This window comes from Thioalkalivibrio sp. ALMg3, assembly GCF_000381225.1.
Classification (GTDB): domain Bacteria; phylum Pseudomonadota; class Gammaproteobacteria; order Ectothiorhodospirales; family Ectothiorhodospiraceae; genus Thioalkalivibrio; species Thioalkalivibrio versutus.
Window position 1 is genome coordinate 128,519 of the sequence record NZ_KB906222.1, and the last position, 16,155, is coordinate 144,673.

20 protein-coding genes and 1 tRNA gene are annotated in these 16,155 nt (G+C 67.0%); 10 read left to right on the forward strand and 11 right to left on the reverse strand.

Annotated elements, in window-relative coordinates; genetic code table 11:
* Positions 1 to 73: 73 nt before the first annotated feature.
* Positions 74 to 1,441, forward strand: a complete 1,368-nt coding sequence (argA, locus tag F622_RS0106115; RefSeq protein ID WP_019571523.1) for an amino-acid N-acetyltransferase — start codon at positions 74 to 76, stop codon at positions 1,439 to 1,441.
* Positions 1,442 to 1,458: 17 nt separating this feature from the next.
* Here argA and dksA read toward each other — a convergent pair whose 3' ends face one another.
* Positions 1,459 to 1,881: an RNA polymerase-binding protein DksA gene (dksA, locus tag F622_RS0106120; protein ID WP_019571524.1), complete on the reverse strand. Its 423-nt coding sequence runs from the start codon at positions 1,879 to 1,881 to the stop codon at positions 1,459 to 1,461.
* 163 nt (positions 1,882 to 2,044) lie between these two features.
* On the opposite strand from dksA, the gene F622_RS0106125 reads away from it, so the two are divergent.
* The 3 genes from F622_RS0106125 to murU are packed head-to-tail and all read left to right on the forward strand — an operon-like array spanning position 2,045 to position 4,494.
* Entirely contained in the window at positions 2,045 to 2,824 is a 780-nt protein-coding gene (locus F622_RS0106125; protein ID WP_018175645.1) for a metallophosphoesterase, read from the forward strand.
* The gene (locus F622_RS0106130; RefSeq protein ID WP_019571525.1) at positions 2,821 to 3,816 is read left to right on the forward strand and encodes an aminoglycoside phosphotransferase family protein; all 996 of its coding nucleotides are present in this window, start codon (positions 2,821 to 2,823) and stop codon (positions 3,814 to 3,816) included. The genes F622_RS0106125 and F622_RS0106130 overlap by 4 nt, the downstream gene beginning before the upstream one ends.
* A 3-nt stretch (positions 3,817 to 3,819) precedes the next feature.
* Positions 3,820 to 4,494, forward strand: coding sequence for an N-acetylmuramate alpha-1-phosphate uridylyltransferase MurU (gene murU / locus F622_RS0106135; protein ID WP_026331545.1), 675 nt, complete (start codon positions 3,820 to 3,822; stop codon positions 4,492 to 4,494).
* A gap of 33 nt (positions 4,495 to 4,527) precedes the next feature.
* Here the strand turns inward: murU and F622_RS0106140 are convergent, their stop codons facing one another.
* Genes F622_RS0106140 through F622_RS0106150 form a run of 3 tightly spaced genes read right to left on the reverse strand, consistent with a single transcriptional unit; the run spans position 4,528 to position 6,418 of the window.
* Positions 4,528 to 5,016, reverse strand: a complete 489-nt coding sequence (locus F622_RS0106140) for a DsrE family protein (RefSeq protein ID WP_019571527.1) — start codon at positions 5,014 to 5,016, stop codon at positions 4,528 to 4,530.
* A 21-nt stretch (positions 5,017 to 5,037) separates the two neighbouring features.
* Positions 5,038 to 5,865 (reverse strand): hypothetical protein, encoded by an 828-nt coding sequence (locus F622_RS0106145; protein ID WP_018175649.1) that lies wholly within the window; start codon positions 5,863 to 5,865, stop codon positions 5,038 to 5,040.
* Entirely contained in the window at positions 5,855 to 6,418 is a 564-nt protein-coding gene (locus F622_RS0106150) for an RNA polymerase sigma factor (protein WP_018145185.1), read from the reverse strand. The genes F622_RS0106145 and F622_RS0106150 overlap by 11 nt, the downstream gene beginning before the upstream one ends.
* A gap of 141 nt (positions 6,419 to 6,559) precedes the next feature.
* On the opposite strand from F622_RS0106150, the gene F622_RS0106155 reads away from it, so the two are divergent.
* From F622_RS0106155 to F622_RS0106165, 3 genes are read left to right on the forward strand one after another with little or no spacing between them, the layout of a single operon-like run.
* Positions 6,560 to 7,015, forward strand: coding sequence for a hypothetical protein (locus F622_RS0106155; protein ID WP_018951673.1), 456 nt, complete (start codon positions 6,560 to 6,562; stop codon positions 7,013 to 7,015).
* Positions 7,016 to 7,018: 3 nt separating this feature from the next.
* A complete protein-coding gene (locus F622_RS0106160; RefSeq protein WP_018948106.1) occupies positions 7,019 to 8,458 on the forward strand; it encodes a glutamate-cysteine ligase family protein in 1,440 nt (479 codons plus the stop codon).
* Positions 8,459 to 8,466: 8 nt separating this feature from the next.
* Entirely contained in the window at positions 8,467 to 9,477 is a 1,011-nt protein-coding gene (locus tag F622_RS0106165; RefSeq protein WP_018951674.1) for a M14 family metallopeptidase, read from the forward strand.
* Between the two features lie 34 nt (positions 9,478 to 9,511).
* Here F622_RS0106165 and F622_RS0106170 read toward each other — a convergent pair whose 3' ends face one another.
* The 5 genes from F622_RS0106170 to F622_RS0106190 all read right to left on the reverse strand — a co-directional run bounded on the left by F622_RS0106170 (position 9,512) and on the right by F622_RS0106190 (position 11,897).
* Positions 9,512 to 9,721, reverse strand: a complete 210-nt coding sequence (locus F622_RS0106170) for a hypothetical protein (protein WP_018168968.1) — start codon at positions 9,719 to 9,721, stop codon at positions 9,512 to 9,514.
* Positions 9,722 to 9,815: 94 nt separating this feature from the next.
* Positions 9,816 to 10,517 carry a M15 family metallopeptidase gene (locus F622_RS0106175; protein ID WP_019567590.1) on the reverse strand — a complete coding sequence of 234 codons (702 nt, stop codon included), beginning with the start codon at positions 10,515 to 10,517 and terminating at the stop codon, positions 9,816 to 9,818.
* A gap of 112 nt (positions 10,518 to 10,629) precedes the next feature.
* Positions 10,630 to 10,706: transfer RNA gene (locus tag F622_RS0106180), tRNA-Met, on the reverse strand.
* Positions 10,707 to 10,771: 65 nt separating this feature from the next.
* A complete protein-coding gene (locus tag F622_RS0106185; RefSeq protein ID WP_018168966.1) occupies positions 10,772 to 11,077 on the reverse strand; it encodes a ferredoxin in 306 nt (101 codons plus the stop codon).
* Positions 11,078 to 11,159: 82 nt separating this feature from the next.
* A complete protein-coding gene (locus F622_RS0106190; RefSeq protein ID WP_018948109.1) occupies positions 11,160 to 11,897 on the reverse strand; it encodes a YdiY family protein in 738 nt (245 codons plus the stop codon).
* A 103-nt stretch (positions 11,898 to 12,000) separates the two neighbouring features.
* Between F622_RS0106190 and F622_RS0106195 the strand changes: the two genes are divergently transcribed.
* Together F622_RS0106195 and coq7 are read left to right on the forward strand one after the other, a co-directional pair.
* Entirely contained in the window at positions 12,001 to 13,194 is a 1,194-nt protein-coding gene (locus F622_RS0106195) for a (Fe-S)-binding protein (protein WP_196799427.1), read from the forward strand.
* Between the two features lie 63 nt (positions 13,195 to 13,257).
* A complete protein-coding gene (coq7, locus tag F622_RS0106200) occupies positions 13,258 to 13,899 on the forward strand; it encodes a 2-polyprenyl-3-methyl-6-methoxy-1,4-benzoquinone monooxygenase (protein ID WP_018937367.1) in 642 nt (213 codons plus the stop codon).
* A 58-nt stretch (positions 13,900 to 13,957) separates the two neighbouring features.
* Here coq7 and speD read toward each other — a convergent pair whose 3' ends face one another.
* Both speD and F622_RS0106210 read right to left on the reverse strand, forming a co-directional pair.
* On the reverse strand, positions 13,958 to 14,767 hold the full coding sequence (gene speD, locus F622_RS0106205) for an adenosylmethionine decarboxylase (protein ID WP_018937368.1): 810 nt from the start codon (positions 14,765 to 14,767) through the stop codon (positions 13,958 to 13,960).
* A 90-nt stretch (positions 14,768 to 14,857) separates the two neighbouring features.
* Positions 14,858 to 15,286 (reverse strand): OsmC family protein, encoded by a 429-nt coding sequence (locus F622_RS0106210; RefSeq protein WP_018168962.1) that lies wholly within the window; start codon positions 15,284 to 15,286, stop codon positions 14,858 to 14,860.
* Between the two features lie 198 nt (positions 15,287 to 15,484).
* Between F622_RS0106210 and crp the strand changes: the two genes are divergently transcribed.
* A complete protein-coding gene (crp, locus tag F622_RS0106215; RefSeq protein ID WP_018145159.1) occupies positions 15,485 to 16,132 on the forward strand; it encodes a cAMP-activated global transcriptional regulator CRP in 648 nt (215 codons plus the stop codon).
* The last annotated feature ends 23 nt before the right edge of the window (positions 16,133 to 16,155 follow it).

Genomic DNA, 16,155 nt, shown 5'->3' on the forward strand with positions numbered 1-16,155 from the left:
ATCCCACGTGTACATTGATCCGTGATTCCCTAGACTGTCTGCTCAAGGACATCACCAGGAAACGGACACGCCCGTGACCGCCACATCCAACCCAGCCGCCCGCAATCACGCGCCCTCACGCCGAGCCCCGCAGCCCGGGGAGCTCGCCTGGTTCCGTGATGCGGTGCCGTACATCGCCGCCCACCGCGGGCGCACCATGGTGATCGCGCTCGCAGGCGAGGCCGCTCAGGCGCCGGAGTTTCCGGCACTGATGCGCGATATCGCCAAGCTCAATGCCCTGGGTATCCGGGTCGTTCTGGTCTACGGGGCGCGCCCGCAAATCGAGGCCCGGATGAGCGAGCGCGGACTGACCCCGGCCTACGCCAACGGGTTGCGCGTAACGGATGGCGCAGCGCTGGAAGCCGTGCTGGATGCGGTCGGTCGGCTGCGCCTGCAGATCGAGGGCCTGCTCTCGCGCAGCCTCGGCCAGCCGGGTACCGGCAACGCACGCCTGCGCGTGGCCAGTGGCAACTTCGTCACCGCACGGCCACTGGGCGTACGCGACGGCGTGGACTTCCACTACACCGGCGAGGTGCGCGGGGTGGACACCACCGCACTCGCGGCCCTGCTGGACCGCGAGCAGGTGGCCCTGGTCTCCCCGCTCGGCTACTCCCCCACCGGCGAGGTGTTCAACCTCTCCGGCGAGGATGTCGCCACCCAGGTCGCGATCGCGCTGAATGCCGACAAGCTAATCTTTCTCACCGAGGCCGGGGTGTTGCGTGATCCCGAACACGGCGTGCTGGACCAGCTCACCGTGCCGGCCGCCCAGAAGCTGCTGGAGACCGCCACCGACCTGCCGCAGGAACTGGCCAACCATCTGAAGAGCGCGCTCGACGCCTGTCGCCAGCGCGAGATCCGGGTGCACCTGATCGACCGTCGGGACGACGGTGGGCTTCTGACCGAACTGTTCACCCGTCTGGGAATCGGCACACTGGTCTCGCGCGAGCCACTGGAACGGCTGCGCCCGGCCACACTCGACGATGTCGGCGGCATCCATGCACTACTGGAACCACTGGAGGCCGAGGGCATCCTGGTGCATCGCGCGCGGGAGCACCTGGAGCTGGAGATCGACCGCTTCCAGGTGCTGGAGGCCGACGGCCTGATCATCGGGACCGCCGCGCTCTACCCGTTCGAGGCGGATGCCGCGGAGATCGCCTGCCTGGCCCTGCACGCGGATTACCGCGGGAGCGGCCGCGGCGACCGTTTGCTGCAGGCGATGGAACACCTGGCGCAGGAACAGGGAATCCGGCGGGTATTCGTGCTCACCACACGGACCGCCCAGTGGTTCCAGGAACGCGGTTACACGCCAGGCAAGGTGGACGATCTGCCCGTCAGCCGGCAGACCCGCTACAACCAGGCGCGCAACTCGCGGGTGTTTACCCGCGCGCTGGCCGGCGAGTAACCCGGACCAGACAGGCCCTATTCATAGCGGGCCTCGTCGCGCTCATGGGCCTCCTGGGCCACCACGCTCAGCGTGGCAATCGGGCGCGCCTCAAGCCGAGCGATGCCGATCGGTTCACCGGTCTCCTCGCAATAGCCGTATTCGCCCTGCTCGATGCGCGCCAGCGCCGCGTCAATCTTGTTCAGGAGCTTGCGGTACCGATCCCGGGTTCGCAGCTCCAGGCCGGCATCGGTCTCGTGGCTGGCGCGGTCATTCGGGTCCGGCTCCTGCCAGCTCTCGCTGCGCAGGTGCTCCAGAGTCTGCTCCGATTCCTCGATCAGCTCGGCACGCCAGGCCTCGAGCTTGGCGCGAAAGTAGTCCAGTTGACGCGGATTCATGTAGGGTTCGTCCTCGGACGGACGGTACCCGGAATCCGGGCGGGTCTTGGCTTCTTGGCTCATCTTGGACCCCTCGCCAGGCCCCCTCTCGCCCCATGCGGGAAGGCCCCGGCGCATTGCACGGTACACCCGATCGAGTATAGGGCAATAACCCTGCCGGGCGGCAAACACGAAAGCGCGCCCGAACGCACACAACCGGCACCATACGGAAGACGACACCGGCCGCATGCAGCACATCCTTCAGATCAGCGACACCCACCTCGGCCGGGAGCCGGGCCCCATTCGACCGGGTTATCCCGACAGCGACCGCCAGCTCGCCCGCGTGCTCGAGGCCCTGCGCCGGAACGAGGCCCGGCCGGACCTGCTATGGCTCACGGGCGACCTGGCCGAAGATCCGGATCCGGCGGCCTACACGCGACTCCTCGCAATGCTCGACGAACACGTGAAAGGCTGGCCGCTCGCCGGCCTGGCGGGCAACCACGATGACTGGACCCTGCTGCACCGCGCCTTCACGGGCGCCGGACACGCCCTGGACGGCCACCGGCTGCTCGGCGACTGGCTGCTGGTCGGGATCAATTCGGCGGTTGCGGGGCAGGCGTCCGGGCGCATCGAGCCGGCCGAGTTGTCGCGCCTGGATCAAGTACTGACCGCACACCCCGATCACTGGGGCATGGTCGCCGTTCACCACCCGGTCGTGCCCGTCGGCAGCGCATGGATGGACCGGATCGGCCTGACCAATCCCGACGACCTGTTCGCGATCCTGGATCACCACCCGCGCGTACGCGCCTGCCTGTTCGGCCACATCCATCAGGATTTCCGCGCCGAGCGCCAGGGCGTCGAACTGCTGGGCTGCCCCTCCACCTGCGTCCAGTTCGCCCCCGGCTCCGAACAGTTCGCGCTGGATACCGAACATGCCGGCTACCGCGTTCTGGCACTGCATGCCGATGGCCGCATCGATACCCGCGTCGAGCGTCTATCCGACGAATTTCCCGAGGCCCGCGCATGATCCCGGACGATCGCCGCAGCGAGCAGCTCCAGGCCTGGCTGAAGGGCCAGCCGGGCAGGTTTACCGACCTGGCACTCCTGCGTGCAGATGCCAGTTTTCGGCGCTATTTTCGCCTGTGCCGCGACGACCAACCGGTGGTGCTGATGGATGCGCCACCCGAGCGCGAGGCCACCGAGCCGTTCGTGGAGATTGCGCGACTGCTGGAATCGCTGGGGCTACGCCCGCCGCGCATCCTTGCGCACGATCCAGCCACCGGCTTCGTGCTGCTCGAGGACCTCGGCGACCGAACCTTCACCCGGGCCCTCGCCGAGGGGGCCGCGGAAGGCCCGTTGTACGACCGCGCCATCGACACCCTGATCCAGCTGCATCGCGCCTGGCCAGCGCAGGCCGCGAAGGCCCCGGACGTCCCCGCCTACGACACCCCGCGCCTGCTGGACGAGGCCGCGCTGTTTGCCGACTGGTACTGGCCGGAACAACACGGCACCCCGATGAGCGCCTCCCTGCGCAACGGATTTCTCGCAGCCTGGCGGGAGGCGCTGGAAGGCCTGCCCGTCCTGCCCGGGACACTGGTGCTACGCGACTTCCACGTGGACAACCTGATGCTGCCACCCGGCGAGGATGGCGATTGTGCCGTCCTGGATTTCCAGGATGCCGTGATCGGCAGCCCCGCCTACGATGTCGTCTCGCTGCTGGAAGACGCCCGGCGCGAGGTGTCACCCGCCACCGTGGAGCGGGCATTGAAGCGTTATGCCGCGGGAACGGCCTGGGACCCCGAGATCTTCATGCAGCACTACCGCGTCCTCGGCGTCCAGCGCAGCACCAAGATCCTCGGGATCTTCGTACGCCTGGCACGCCGGGATGCCAAACCGCGCTACCTGGAACACCTGCCGCGCCTGCATCGACTCCTTGCGCAGGGGCTGTCACAGCCGGCGCTGGCACCGGTGGCCGATTGGTTCCGCACCCACATGCCCGAACGGATGCGGGAGGATTAAGCCGTGCACGCAATGATCCTGGCCGCCGGGCGCGGCGAACGCATGCGCCCGCTGACCGACCACTGCCCCAAGCCGCTGCTGCCGGTCGGTGGCCGGCCGCTGATCGGCTACACGCTGGATCGTCTGGCGACCGCCGGGTACCGCGAGGTAGTCATCAACCTCGCGCATCTGGGCGAACAGATCCGCGCCACCCTGGGTGAACGCCAGTCAGGCCTCGCGATTCGCTACTCACCGGAGCCCACGGGTGCCCTGGAGACCGCGGGCGGGATCCGCCAGGCCCTTCCTCTTCTGGGGGAGGAACCGTTTCTGGTGGTCAATGGCGATGTCTGGTGCGACCACCCGCTGACACCCCCGGCGACGATGAACACAGCCGCCGACCGACCGCTCGCGCACCTCGTACTGGTCGCCAACCCCGACCATCACACGCAGGGCGATTTCGCCCTGGACGGGGAGCGGGTGGCCCTGGAGGGGAACGAGTTGCTGACCTTCAGCGGCATCGGCTGGTACGACCCGGCGCTGTTTCGTGATCTGCCACCGGGGCGCCGGGCCCTCGGCCCCTTGCTGCGTCAAGCCATCGAGGCCGGCCGGGTGACCGGCGAACACTACACCGGCGCCTGGCGCGACATCGGCACACCGGAGCGCCTGGCGGCGCTGGACACCGAGCTTGAGGGGCGCTGATCACCCAACGCAGGGGGGATGCGGCCGGTCCGGTCAGGGCTTGATGTAGGTGTAACCGGAGCGTTGCAGGCGGGTCAGTTCCACGATGCCACTGGGGACCACGTCCCTGTCCGACACCTCATGCAGATCGCTGCGTTCGAGCCCGCGCGATTCCAGCGAGTTGCCACACACCAAAAAGCGCACATCCTGCAGCTTAAGGGTGTTCACGGTACTGCGCAGGTCCGGATCGGTACGGGCGTGCTGCAGCAGACTGATGCCGCTGCCATGAGTCAACACCTTGATCCTGAGCGAAACATCATCGGGGCTACCGTCGATATGGTTCTGCAGGTTGCGCAGGGCGTTCAGGTGGAGCTCCAGGTCATCGGTGTTGATGTGATAGACCACCCGCAGCGGCTCTTCGGCCGCCGGCGCCTTGGCGACGGCGGCCATCAATACAGCGGTCGCGCCGCCTGCCGCCAGCATCAACAAGAGCGCCCCGGCCAGGAACCAGCCGGGGCGCAGCACTTGTGGGTCGACTTGCATCGAGACTCCGGCCGTGCCGAATCAGACCTTGATGTAGATCCAGCCTTCCGCCTGACGGCGGGCCGCCTCGGCGACGCCGGAATCGATCAGTTCAGCCTGTGGCAAAATGTCCACCTTCTGGCCTTCCTCGCGCGCCAGGCGGTTGAGGGTCTGGGCACAGGCGGTAAAGCGCAGCGTGGGGTACGCCTCCGCCATGCTCGCGACGCGTTCAGGATAGGGTGCGCTGTCGGTTCGCAGCATGCCCATCGCGTTGTTGTGCACCACCACCTGCACGTTCAGGTCGCGCCCGACCGTGGCCGCCTCGCGATACATGCTCTCGATGTCGTCCAGCAACTCGGCCATCGCACGGGTATCCGCCTCGTTGATGTGCAGCAGAATCTGATCGGTTTCGGTTGCCGAAAACACCTGCTGCGGGGCCGCGGCCCCGCCGGGCGCGTTATCGCTGGCAGCCATTTGCGCCAGGGCCCCGGACTCCTGGCCGGCCGCAGCAGCATGGTCGCCCCCGAAGAAACCGGCATCGCGAGTGATCTCGTATCCACCCAGCGAACCCACGACCAGCGCGAGCACGCCGGCCGCCACCGACGGGAACCAGGCCGAACGTCCACCACGCGATAACCGGCAACGGCCACCGGTGGTGCCGGCCGCGCGCCCGGCCGGGACGTCTTCGTAGGCCATGTTCACCAGCTCCTTGAGCTGGTGCATGTCGCAGACTTCGCGACTCAGATGCTCACTGGAGGCGATCGTCTTCAACGTAAACAGACGATCCTCCGGCGAGAACTCGCCGTCCACGAAGGCATTGAGAATCTCCTCGCTGGGTCGATTCTTTGCACTCAGTCGTTCATTCGACATGCCGATTCCTCACTACCTTGAGATAGGGTGTATCGGCCGCTGTCCCCGTGTCGGCCTGCTGCTCCAGCAGCACCTTCTTCAACTGCGCCCGAGCCCGGCTCAGGCGACTCATCACGGTGCCGATCGGTACGTCCAGCACCTCCGAGACCTCGGAGTAGGCAAAACCCTCCAGGTCCACCAGCGCGACCACCTGCCGGTGATCGGTACTCAGTTCGGCCATGGCCCGGTGAACATCCGCGACCATGCGATTGCGCTCGGTCTGCTGCTCCGGGCAGTCCTCGCAGGACAGCTCCATGCTGTCCACATCCACCGTGTCCTTCTGCCGCCGGCCCCAGTCGCGGTAACAGTTGGTCATGATGCGGAACACCCAGGCCTTCAGGGCGTTCTCGTCCTGCAACGACTTCAGCCGGGTCAGGGCCTTCATCATTGCCTCCTGCACCAGGTCATCCGCCAGCGCGGCATCGTGACACCACGCGAATGCCATGCGGTACATCTGTGGCCGCAGGTCGCACACCTTCTGACGCAGCCTGCGCTGCGCGAACCAGTTCGCCATGTTGTCGATTCCTCCATCCGCAGGCCGTACATGCGGCCTTGCTTGTTCTTGTACCCTGTAGGACGCTACGGGGCGCGAGGCTATTCCGGCCCCTCCACCGCAGACGCCGCACATCCCGGGCTTCGTCGATCAGGATACCCAATGCCATTCGATCCGCAACAACTGGAGCGCGCTTTCGCCTTTGACCCCGATACCGTGCGGGATCTGCGCGAACGCTGGGCGCGCCTGATCACCGATGCCGTCTGGGGCGAGCTCAAGACCGGCACCATCGGCGCCGTCCCGCGCCTGCGCAAGCGCCTGCTGGAACTGGGTGAGAACCTGCGCTCCATGCTGTCGGACCGCGCCTGGATCCCGCACGAGCGCGAACGCGTCAAGGGTGCGATGGCCGCCAGCCTCAACCTGCGTGACAGCCTGCAGCAGACCGACCGCGCTGCCAAGCTGCTCAATGGCGGGGCGGACTTCGAAGCCTTCGAGGCCGACTATCTCGCCTTCCGCAAGAGCCTGCTGACCTTCATCGAGCACCACGAACAGATCTGGGGCGATCTTCTGGAGAGCCTCTATGACGACGCACCGGACGACGACCGGGACGAGGACTAGGCCTTGGGCCGCGAGATCCGCGAGGAGCACTTCGGCGCGGCGGACTTTGACCGCTTCCACCAGGCCCTCGCGGACGAGACGGCCCAGCTGCTGGACTGGCTGCGCACGCAACCGCCCGAGGACCCCGCCCCACCCCCGCGGCTGGGCTTCGAGATCGAAGCCTGGCTATGCGACACCCAGGGGCGACCGCTACCGGTCAATGACGCCTTCCTCGCCGCGATGGACAGCCCGCTGGCCACCCTTGAACTGGCGCAGTTCAATGTCGAACTGAACAGCGGCGTCTTCCGCGCCGGTCCCGGCTGCTTCAGCGCAATCCTCGACGAATTGAACGAGACCCTGCGCCGCGCGCGCCGGGCCGCCCGCCACGCCGGGGCGGAACTGCTGATGGCCGGCAGCCTGCCCACCCTGGAACCGGACGACCTCGGGATCCACCACATGTCGCAGCAGGCCCGCTACCGGGCCCTGAACAGCGCGATCCTGGAACAACGCGCCCAGCGCCCGCTGCAGGTGGATATCGTCGGTCACGAGCACCTGCAGCACCGCCACGCGGACGTGATGCTGGAGGCCGCGGCGACCTCCTTCCAGGTGCATATCGAGACCCGCCCCGAGGTCGCCCACCGCGCCTACAACGCCTCTCTGGTCGCCGCGGCACCGGTGCTGGCCGCCGCCGGCAATACGCCCTACATCTTCGGCCACGACCTGTGGGCCGAGAGCCGCATCCCGTTGTTCGAGCAGTCGGTGGAGGTCGGCGGGTTCGCCAACTCGGCGCGTGGCCCGATCCGCCGCGTGACCTTCGGCACCGGCTATCTGCACGCATCCATCGGCGAGTTGTTCACCGAAAACCTCGAGCACTTCCCGGTGTTGTTGCCGGTAGCCCTCGACGAGCCGGCCGATCAACTGGCCCACCTCGCCTTCCACAACGGCACGATCTGGCGCTGGAACCGGCCGATCGTCGGCTGCGACGCGGATGGCCGACGCAGCCTGCGCCTGGAGTTTCGCTGCCTCCCGGCCGGCCCGTCGCTGATCGACATGCTGGCCAACACCGCCTTCACCCTGGGCCTGATCGAGTACCTGGTGGCCGAATCGCCCAACGGAACGCTGGAGACCCCGTTTTCTGAGGCCCGCGACAACTTCTACAATGCCGCCCGCTACGGGCTGGATGCTCGCCTGCGCTGGGGCCATCGCGACCCCGTCCCGGCGCCACGCCTGATCACGCGGGAGCTGCTCCCCCGGGCGGCCGAGGGTCTGGAGCGCCTGGGCATCGACCGCAGCGAACGCGACAACCTGCTTGGCATCATCGCTGCGCGCGTCGCCAGCCGCCAGACCGGCACGCACTGGCAACGCGACTGGGTCGCGCGCCACGGCCGCGACTGGCCGGGCCTGGTCCACGCCTACCGCGGCTGGCAGAACACCGGCGCGCCGGTTCACACCTGGGGACTTTGAGGAAACCCGTGACTCTCTCGATCAACGAATACTTCGAACTACCCGACGGCTTCCTCGAGGCCACGCCCGCCACCCTGCACCAGTACGTGCCCGGGCCGGCGCTGATCCACCTGGAAGGCCAGCGCGAGCCTGCGGTGGCCGTGGTCCTTCTGCTGCACGGAAACGAGCCGGTGGGCCTGCACGCGGTGCAGCAACTCCTGCGCCACTACACCGGGCGCCCGCTGCCGCGCGCGCTGACCCTGGTCGTGGGCAACCCGCAGGCCGCAGCGCTCAACCAGCGCCACCTGGACGACCAGCCGGACTTCAACCGCATCTGGCCGGGGACCGAGCAGGGCGGCTCTCGCGAGGCCGACGTCTTCGCCGAACTCTGCCGGCGCCTGGAAGGACGCGGCCTGTTCGCCGCAATCGACCTGCACAACAACACCGGGCGCAATCCCCATTACGCCTGCATCAACCGTCTGGAGGCGCCGTTTCTCAATCTGGCCGCGCTGTTCGGACGCACGGTGGTCTACTTCACCCGGCCGCGCGGGGTCGCCTCCATGGCACTGGCGCGTATCGCACCGGCCGTCACAGTGGAATGCGGCCACCCCGAGGACGCGGCCGGCGTGGACCACGCGCGCGAGATGATCGATGCAGTGCTGCACCTGGACCACTTCGCCCAGGAGCCGCCGCGGACGGGCGCCATCGAGATCTTCCACACCGTGGCCCAGGTACGGGTGCGCCCCGGACTACAGGTCGGACTGGACGCGCAGCACGACGTCCGCCTGGAACCCGACCTGGACGGCCTGAATTTCCAGCTACTGCCCGCCGGCTCGCGCCTGGTGAATGTGCACGCGGACGCCCAGGACCCGCTGATCGCGATCGCCGAGGACGGTTCGGAGGTGACCGGGGAATATCTGGAGCGGGCCGGTCAGGAGATCCGCCTGAAGCGCCAGGCGATGCCGTCCATGCTCACGCTGGACACCCGCGTGATCGCCCAGGACTGCCTGTGCTACCTGATGGAGCCGCTGACGCTCTGATCCCGCCGCTGTTCGCGACGGATTCGAATCCGGCTCAGGCGTCGCGTTCGACGCGCTCGAGGACCTGGGCGACGTGATCGCCCTTGCGGTAATTCGGGAGGTCGCGCTGCATGTCCGCCAGCGCCTTGTCACGCTCCAGCGCACTGTCATACCAGCGATAGGATTCCCAGTCCGCCCCCAGCAGGTGCGGCATGGAAAGGGTGCTGCCTTCCGGCAGGCGAATGCGGATTCCGTAACGTTTCATGGCGTTCATCCGAGGTTGGTCCCAGTGAGCCGGGCCGGCCGGCGCGCAGTCTAGCCGAGCCCCGAACAGGCGGCAATAAAGCCCTCCGGCGCGCCTATTGGCCCCGGCCGACCACAAAATCGAAATAGTGATCCGGAAAGGGCTCGTCCGCCAGGGTGAAATGCCACCACTCCTGCTCGTAGGGCTCGAAGCCCGCCTCTACCATCAGCCGCTGCAGAAGCATGCGGTTGGCCCGCTGCTGTGCGGAAACACCGTCATCCCCGGGCCAGGAGCGCGGACTGAACCGGTCAAATCCGGTGCCCATCTCCAGCGCCTCGCCGGAATCGCGATCAATCAAGGTCAGATCGACCGTCGAGCCACGCGAGTGACTCGACCGGGCCGCGATATAGCCATGCTCGAACAACTCGTCCTTGGCAACTTCCGGGTAATACCGTGCCTGCATGCGGGTATCGCCGAGGTCCTCAGCCCAGCGCACGAAGTGCGCGACGGCCCGCGCGGGCCGATAGCAGTCGAATACCTTGAGACCAAGCCCGAACGCCGCGAGACGTTCCTGCACCCGGGCGAGGGCATGGGCGGCCGGGGACGTCAGGATGCAAACGGGGGACTCGTAACCATCGATCCGTTCGCCCACGAAGTTGTCGTCGCCAAAGTACCGGATCTCCTCGACCAGGTCCGTTACCACGTCACCCGCCGCAACAAACCCTGCCGGGCGCCCATCATCCGCGACCGTGGCCCCACTTGCCGCCATTGCGACCAGCAGCCCAAGCCCCGCCAGAATCGTCCGCTTGCTGCGCATACCGCCCCCTTGCCCACGCCTTCGTCACTGCCAGGATACGCAAAGCCAAAACCGGTAGCAGCGCCCAACACCAAAAAGGGCTGCCGGAAGGCAGCCCTTTTGGAGAATTCGGTGGTGGCTACGCCCTGATTCGAACAGGGGACCCCATCATTATGAGTGATGTGCTCTAACCAGCTGAGCTACGTAGCCACGCGGGCTGCGAATTCTCCGGAGGCCGGCGCATAAAGTCAAGCCAGCGCGGCGCCCGGCGGGGTTCAGATCTGCAGGCGCTCGACCACGCGGCCGTTCTTGAGGTGCTCTTCCAGGATCTCGTCGATGTCGCGTTCGTCCTGGTAGGTGTACCAGACGCCCTCCGGATAGACGACCGCGACCGGTCCCTCGTTGCAGCGGTCCAGGCAGCCGGCGGTGTTCACCCGCACCTGGCCCTTGCCGTGGATGCCCATGGCCTTGGCCTGGTTCTTGGCATAGGCGCGCATCTCGGTCGCCCCGTGGTCCTCGCAACAGTTGCCGTCCTCGCGGCAGTTGGTGCAGAAAAAGATATGGCGCTGGTAGTAGCCCATGGAAGTCTCCGGTGATCCCTGCGGCTCATGATAACGCTGCCACCGGCAAAACGGCGGGTGGCAGCGTGCGCTGTCCGTGCATTCAGCGGAAGCGGTAGACCAGGCTCACGTCCGTGATGGTGTCGGTATTCTCCACGCCGGGCTCGACGTCGGTGTTGTGCTTCACGGTGAAGCTGGTACGCAGGGACATCCGGCTGGTGACATCCGCGGTCAGGGCGAGGATGTTCTCGATCTCGGTGTTGTCGCTACCGGTCAGGATCAGCAACTCGTCGGTGAGGCGGGCGCTTTCGCTGATCTCCCAGCGGAAGTTGCCGGCCAGGCGGCCGACCGGTTCGCTGTCGGTCTCCCCGGTCGTGCGGATGCGCACCTGGCGCATACCGGCACCGATCTCGCCGTCCAGCTGCACCCGCTCGCCGTCGATCAGGCGACGACCATAACCAGCCGTGGCCGAACCCTGGTAGTCATAGTTGCTAAAACGGTCACGCTCGTAGCGCAGCGCCCCGAACAAATAGTCGTGCTCGCCCAGCTTGCGGTCCGCCTGATAACCGGCGATGTAGCGCTCGCCGGTGGTTTCGTCGTCTTCCTCGTGAAAGTACGCGTCCAGGCGGATGCGATTGCGCCAGTCAATGGTGGTGTGCTCGGCGCGGAAACGGCCCGTGGCCGTGGTGGACTCGGTGTTCCCGGTGGTCTTGGAGGCCCCGAGCTCGATCGTCGATTGCCAGCCCTCGGCCTCCCAGGCCAGGGCCTGCGAGACTGGTATGCTCAGCAGGATGAGCGAGGCAAACGCAGACCCGACGGGCCGGAACGAACGCACGAGCATGGGAGACCTCCCGGAATCGAATGAGGGCAAGACCCTAGCAAAGCCGCTCGGCGCATCGGACCAGCCCCTGAGATTCCGGGGACTTTCCGCCGCGGACCAGTGCGTGCACTGCGGGCTGTGCCTGCCGCACTGTCCGACCTACGGCTGGCACGGGGTCGAGGGCGACTCCCCGCGCGGGCGGCTGACCCTGATGCAGGGCCTGGCCCAGGGCCGGCTGGAGCCGGAATCCGAACGCCTGCGCAGCCATCTGGAAGGCTGCCTGGGTTGTCGCTCCTGCGAGACGGTGTGCCCGGCACGCGTGCCCTTCGGGGCACTGATGGACCGCGCCCGCGAGATCCTGACCGAACACCCCACCACGCCGTCGCGCGGGGAGCGCTGGCGCCAGGCGCTACAGCACCAGGCCCTGCTACATCCGAGCCTGCGCAGCCTCGGGGGGCTGGCGGCGCGCACTGGCGCCCGCCTGGGTGTAGACCGCCTGCTGCCGCGCGGCGGCTGGGAACGCAGTCTCGCCCACACCCGCGACTCCCTGGCACCCGCCCCCCGGCTGCGAGCGACCGCGACCCCGGAAACGGCCGACGCCTTGCTGTTTACCGGCTGCATGGACCGCTTCTTCACCGGACCCGACCTGGAGGCCGCGCTGGAGGTCCTCGACGCCCTCGGCGTGCGCATCGCCATCCCGCAGGGCCAGGTTTGCTGCGGAGCGCTGGACCAGCACACCGGCCACCGCGCGGCGGCGCAGGCGCTGCAGGCGCGGAATGGCAAAGCCTTCGGCACCCGCGAGGTGCCGGTGATCGCGCTGGACAGCGGTTGCGAGGCCACGCTGCGCGAATACCCCGAGGGCACTGTGTCGGCACGCAGCCAGAGCCTCACCCGGTTTCTGGCGCAGTGGCTGGACACCAACACCAACGGAGATATCTGGGACGCCACACCGATACGCATCGCGCTGCATCGGCCCTGCACCCTGCGCAACGTCACCCGCGAGGCCCACGAGCTGCCCGCGCTCCTGGCACGCCTGCCTGGGGTCACGCTGGCGCCGGTCGCCGACGCGCCGAACTGTTGCGGCGCCGGCGGCACCGCGATGCTGACGCAGGCAGCCATGGCCGACGACCTGGGCACCGAGACCCTGAAGGTCCTGACCGCCGATGCGCCGGACGTGATCATCAGCCCCAATGTCGGTTGCAGCGTGCACCTGCGGGCGCTGGCCAGCGAACAATCGGGCCTGCCGGAGATCCTGTCGCCCGCCCGCTTTCTGGCACGGCGTCTGAAAAACCACACCCACCACTCCGCCGGGCGCTGATCCCTGCCCGCGCTTGCGGTACCCTTGAGGGGTACACCACGACGCCCCAACCGGACCGGAACCATGCGCCGACTTTCCCCGCTGGACCACCTGATCAACCAGGCCGACGCCTTCGTGAAGGTCGTCTCCGGACAGGCCCGCTCCACCGGCCGGCCATCCCCGGGTGGGGACGACATCGGGCCGCACCTGGAGGATCACGAACGCGACCTGTCCGCCCGCCTGATGCGGGTCAATCATGCCGGCGAGGTCGCGGCGCAGGGGCTGTACCAGGGCCAGATGCTGACCGCCCGCAACCCGGAGATCCGCGGCCACCTGGACCAGGCCTCGCGCGAGGAGGGCGATCACCTGCACTGGTGCGCCCGCCGGGTACACGACCTGGGCGGCCGCACCAGCCTGCTGGGGCCGTTCTGGTACATGGGTTCGTTCGGGATGGGCGCGCTCGCCGGCCTGACCGGCGATGCCTACAGCCTGGGCTTTATCGACGAGACCGAGCGCCAGGTGGAACGCCACCTGGACCGCCACCTGGAGCGCCTTCCGGCGCACGACGAGGTCTCCGCGCGCATCCTGGCGCAGATGAAGCAGGACGAGGTGGAACACGGCGCGCACGCGATGGCACTGGGCGGCAAGGCGCCCCCGTGGCCGGTGCGCAACCTCCTGATGCCGCTGACGTCCAGCGTGATGACGCGCACCGCCTACTGGATCTGACCCGCAACACGGGACGCCCGAAGATCATCGCCGCGTGCAACACGCGGCGAGCACGGCCTCAGCCCGGACTGCTCATGTTCTTGCCGTAGAAGATCTCCATCATCTCGTGCTTGAGCAGCTTGGAGATGCGCTTGGCCTCCTTGGCCGAGTAATCATCCTTGCCCAGCCCGAACAGGTAGCTGTCCAGGTCGAAGTCCTTCAGCACCATCTTGGTGTGGAACAGGTACTCCTGGTACACGTTCACATCCACCATCTGGTACTTCTCCTGGGTGTCACGCGACAGGAAGTCCTGGATGGAGTTGATCTTGTGATCGATGAAGTGCTTCTTGCCACGCACGTCGCGGGTGAAGCCGCGCACGCGGTAGTCCATGATCACGATGTCGGACTCGAAGCTGTGGATCAGGTAGTTCAGGGCGCGCAGTGGCGAGATACGCCCGCAAGTGGACACGTCGATATCCGCGCGGAAGGTCGCGATCCCGCCCTCCGGGTGCGCCTCCGGGTAGGTGTGCACCGTGATGTGGCTCTTGTCCAGGTGGCCGACCACGGTCTCCGGCAGCGGGCCGGGGCCTTCGGTGTAGCCGATCTTTTCGGTGGCCACCGGCTCTTCCGAGATCAGCATGGTCACCGACGCGCCCTGCGGATCGTAGTCCTGGCGGGAGATATCGAGGATGTTGGCCCCGATCAGGTGGGCCACATCGGACAGGATCTGCGTCAGACGCTGGGCGTTGTACGCCTCGTCGATGTACGCGATGTATTCATCGCGATGCCGGTCACCCGAGGCATAGCAGATATCGTAAATATTGAAGCTCAAGCTCTTGGTCAGGTTATTGAAACCGTGGAGCTTGATCTGCTTCTTGTGACGAGGCATGGCGTGTCCTCTTGGCCCGGGCCGCAGCGAGCGGCGAATTGTAGACGCCCCGGCCCGCAAGTCCAAGGACGGGCCCAGGGAGACGCGGCTTCAGCGCGGCGCCGGCCCCTCGATGATCTCGAAGTCATGGGTCACCTTCGCCGAGGCCCCCAGCATCAGCGAGGCCGAGCAGTACTTCTCGGCCGAGAGCCCCACCGCACGCCCGACCTGCTTCTCCGACAACGCGTGGCCGTACACGCGAAAATGCACATGGATGTCGGTAAAGACCTTGGGCACGGTCTCCGCCCGCGTGCCCTCCACGGTCACCTCGCAGTCCAGCACCTGCTGGCGCGCCTTCTTCAGCATCGCAATCACATCGAAGCTGGTACAACCGCCCATCCCCAACAGCAGCATCTCCATCGGGCGTGCGCCCAGGTTGCGCCCGCCAGCATCCGGCGCCCCGTCCATCACCACCGCGTGGCCGCTGTCGGTCTCGCCGACAAAGGCCACCTGATCCAGCCATTTCACTTTCACCTGCATCGGGCTTGTCCTTTCACACTGTTGGATGGAGAAATCCACGCCTATACTCGGGTAGAACTCTACTCAGGGCGGACCTGCTGCACAAAACAGGGCCCTGCCGGCAGATTTTGTGAACGGTGCCAGTTACCCCGGGGTGCAGGGCACGGATGCTGCATTACACTGGCGCTCATCCTCAGGAAGCTGATATCGGACGTGACCATGGAAGCCTTGAACAACCCGTTCATTTACCGCCCGGCGCAGCCATCGCCCGCGCTGGAGCGTTTCCTCGGCTACTGCCACCGGCGCCAGTACCGCAAGCGCACCACGATCATTCACTCGGGCACCGTACCCGACACACTGTATTACGTGGTCAGTGGTTCGGTCTCGGTACTGGGCGAGAACAACGGACATGAGCTGGTACTTGCCTACCTGAACAAGGGCGAGTTTTTCGGCGAGCTGGGCATGTTCGAGGACGACCCGCGCAGCGCGACGGTCACCACCCGCGAGGACACCGAGACCGCGGAGATTCCCTACACCCAGTTCCGCGAGATCGCCCAGCGCGACCCCGAGATCCTGATGCTGCTCACCAGCCAGATCGCGGCCCGCCTGCGTCAGACCTCGCGCAAGGTGATGGACCTCGCGTTCGTGGATGTCACCGGCCGCATCGCCCACACCCTGCTGGACCTGGCCCAGCAGCCCGACGCGATGACTCACCCCGACGGCATGCAGCTGCGCATCACCCGGCAGGAGATCGCGCGTATCGTGGGTTGCTCGCGCGAGATGGCCGGACGCGTGCTGAAGGATCTGGAAGAACGCGGCCTGATCACCGCCCACGGCAAGACCATCGTGGTGTTCGGCACCCGCTGACACGAGCCCGCCCGGGTCGGGCC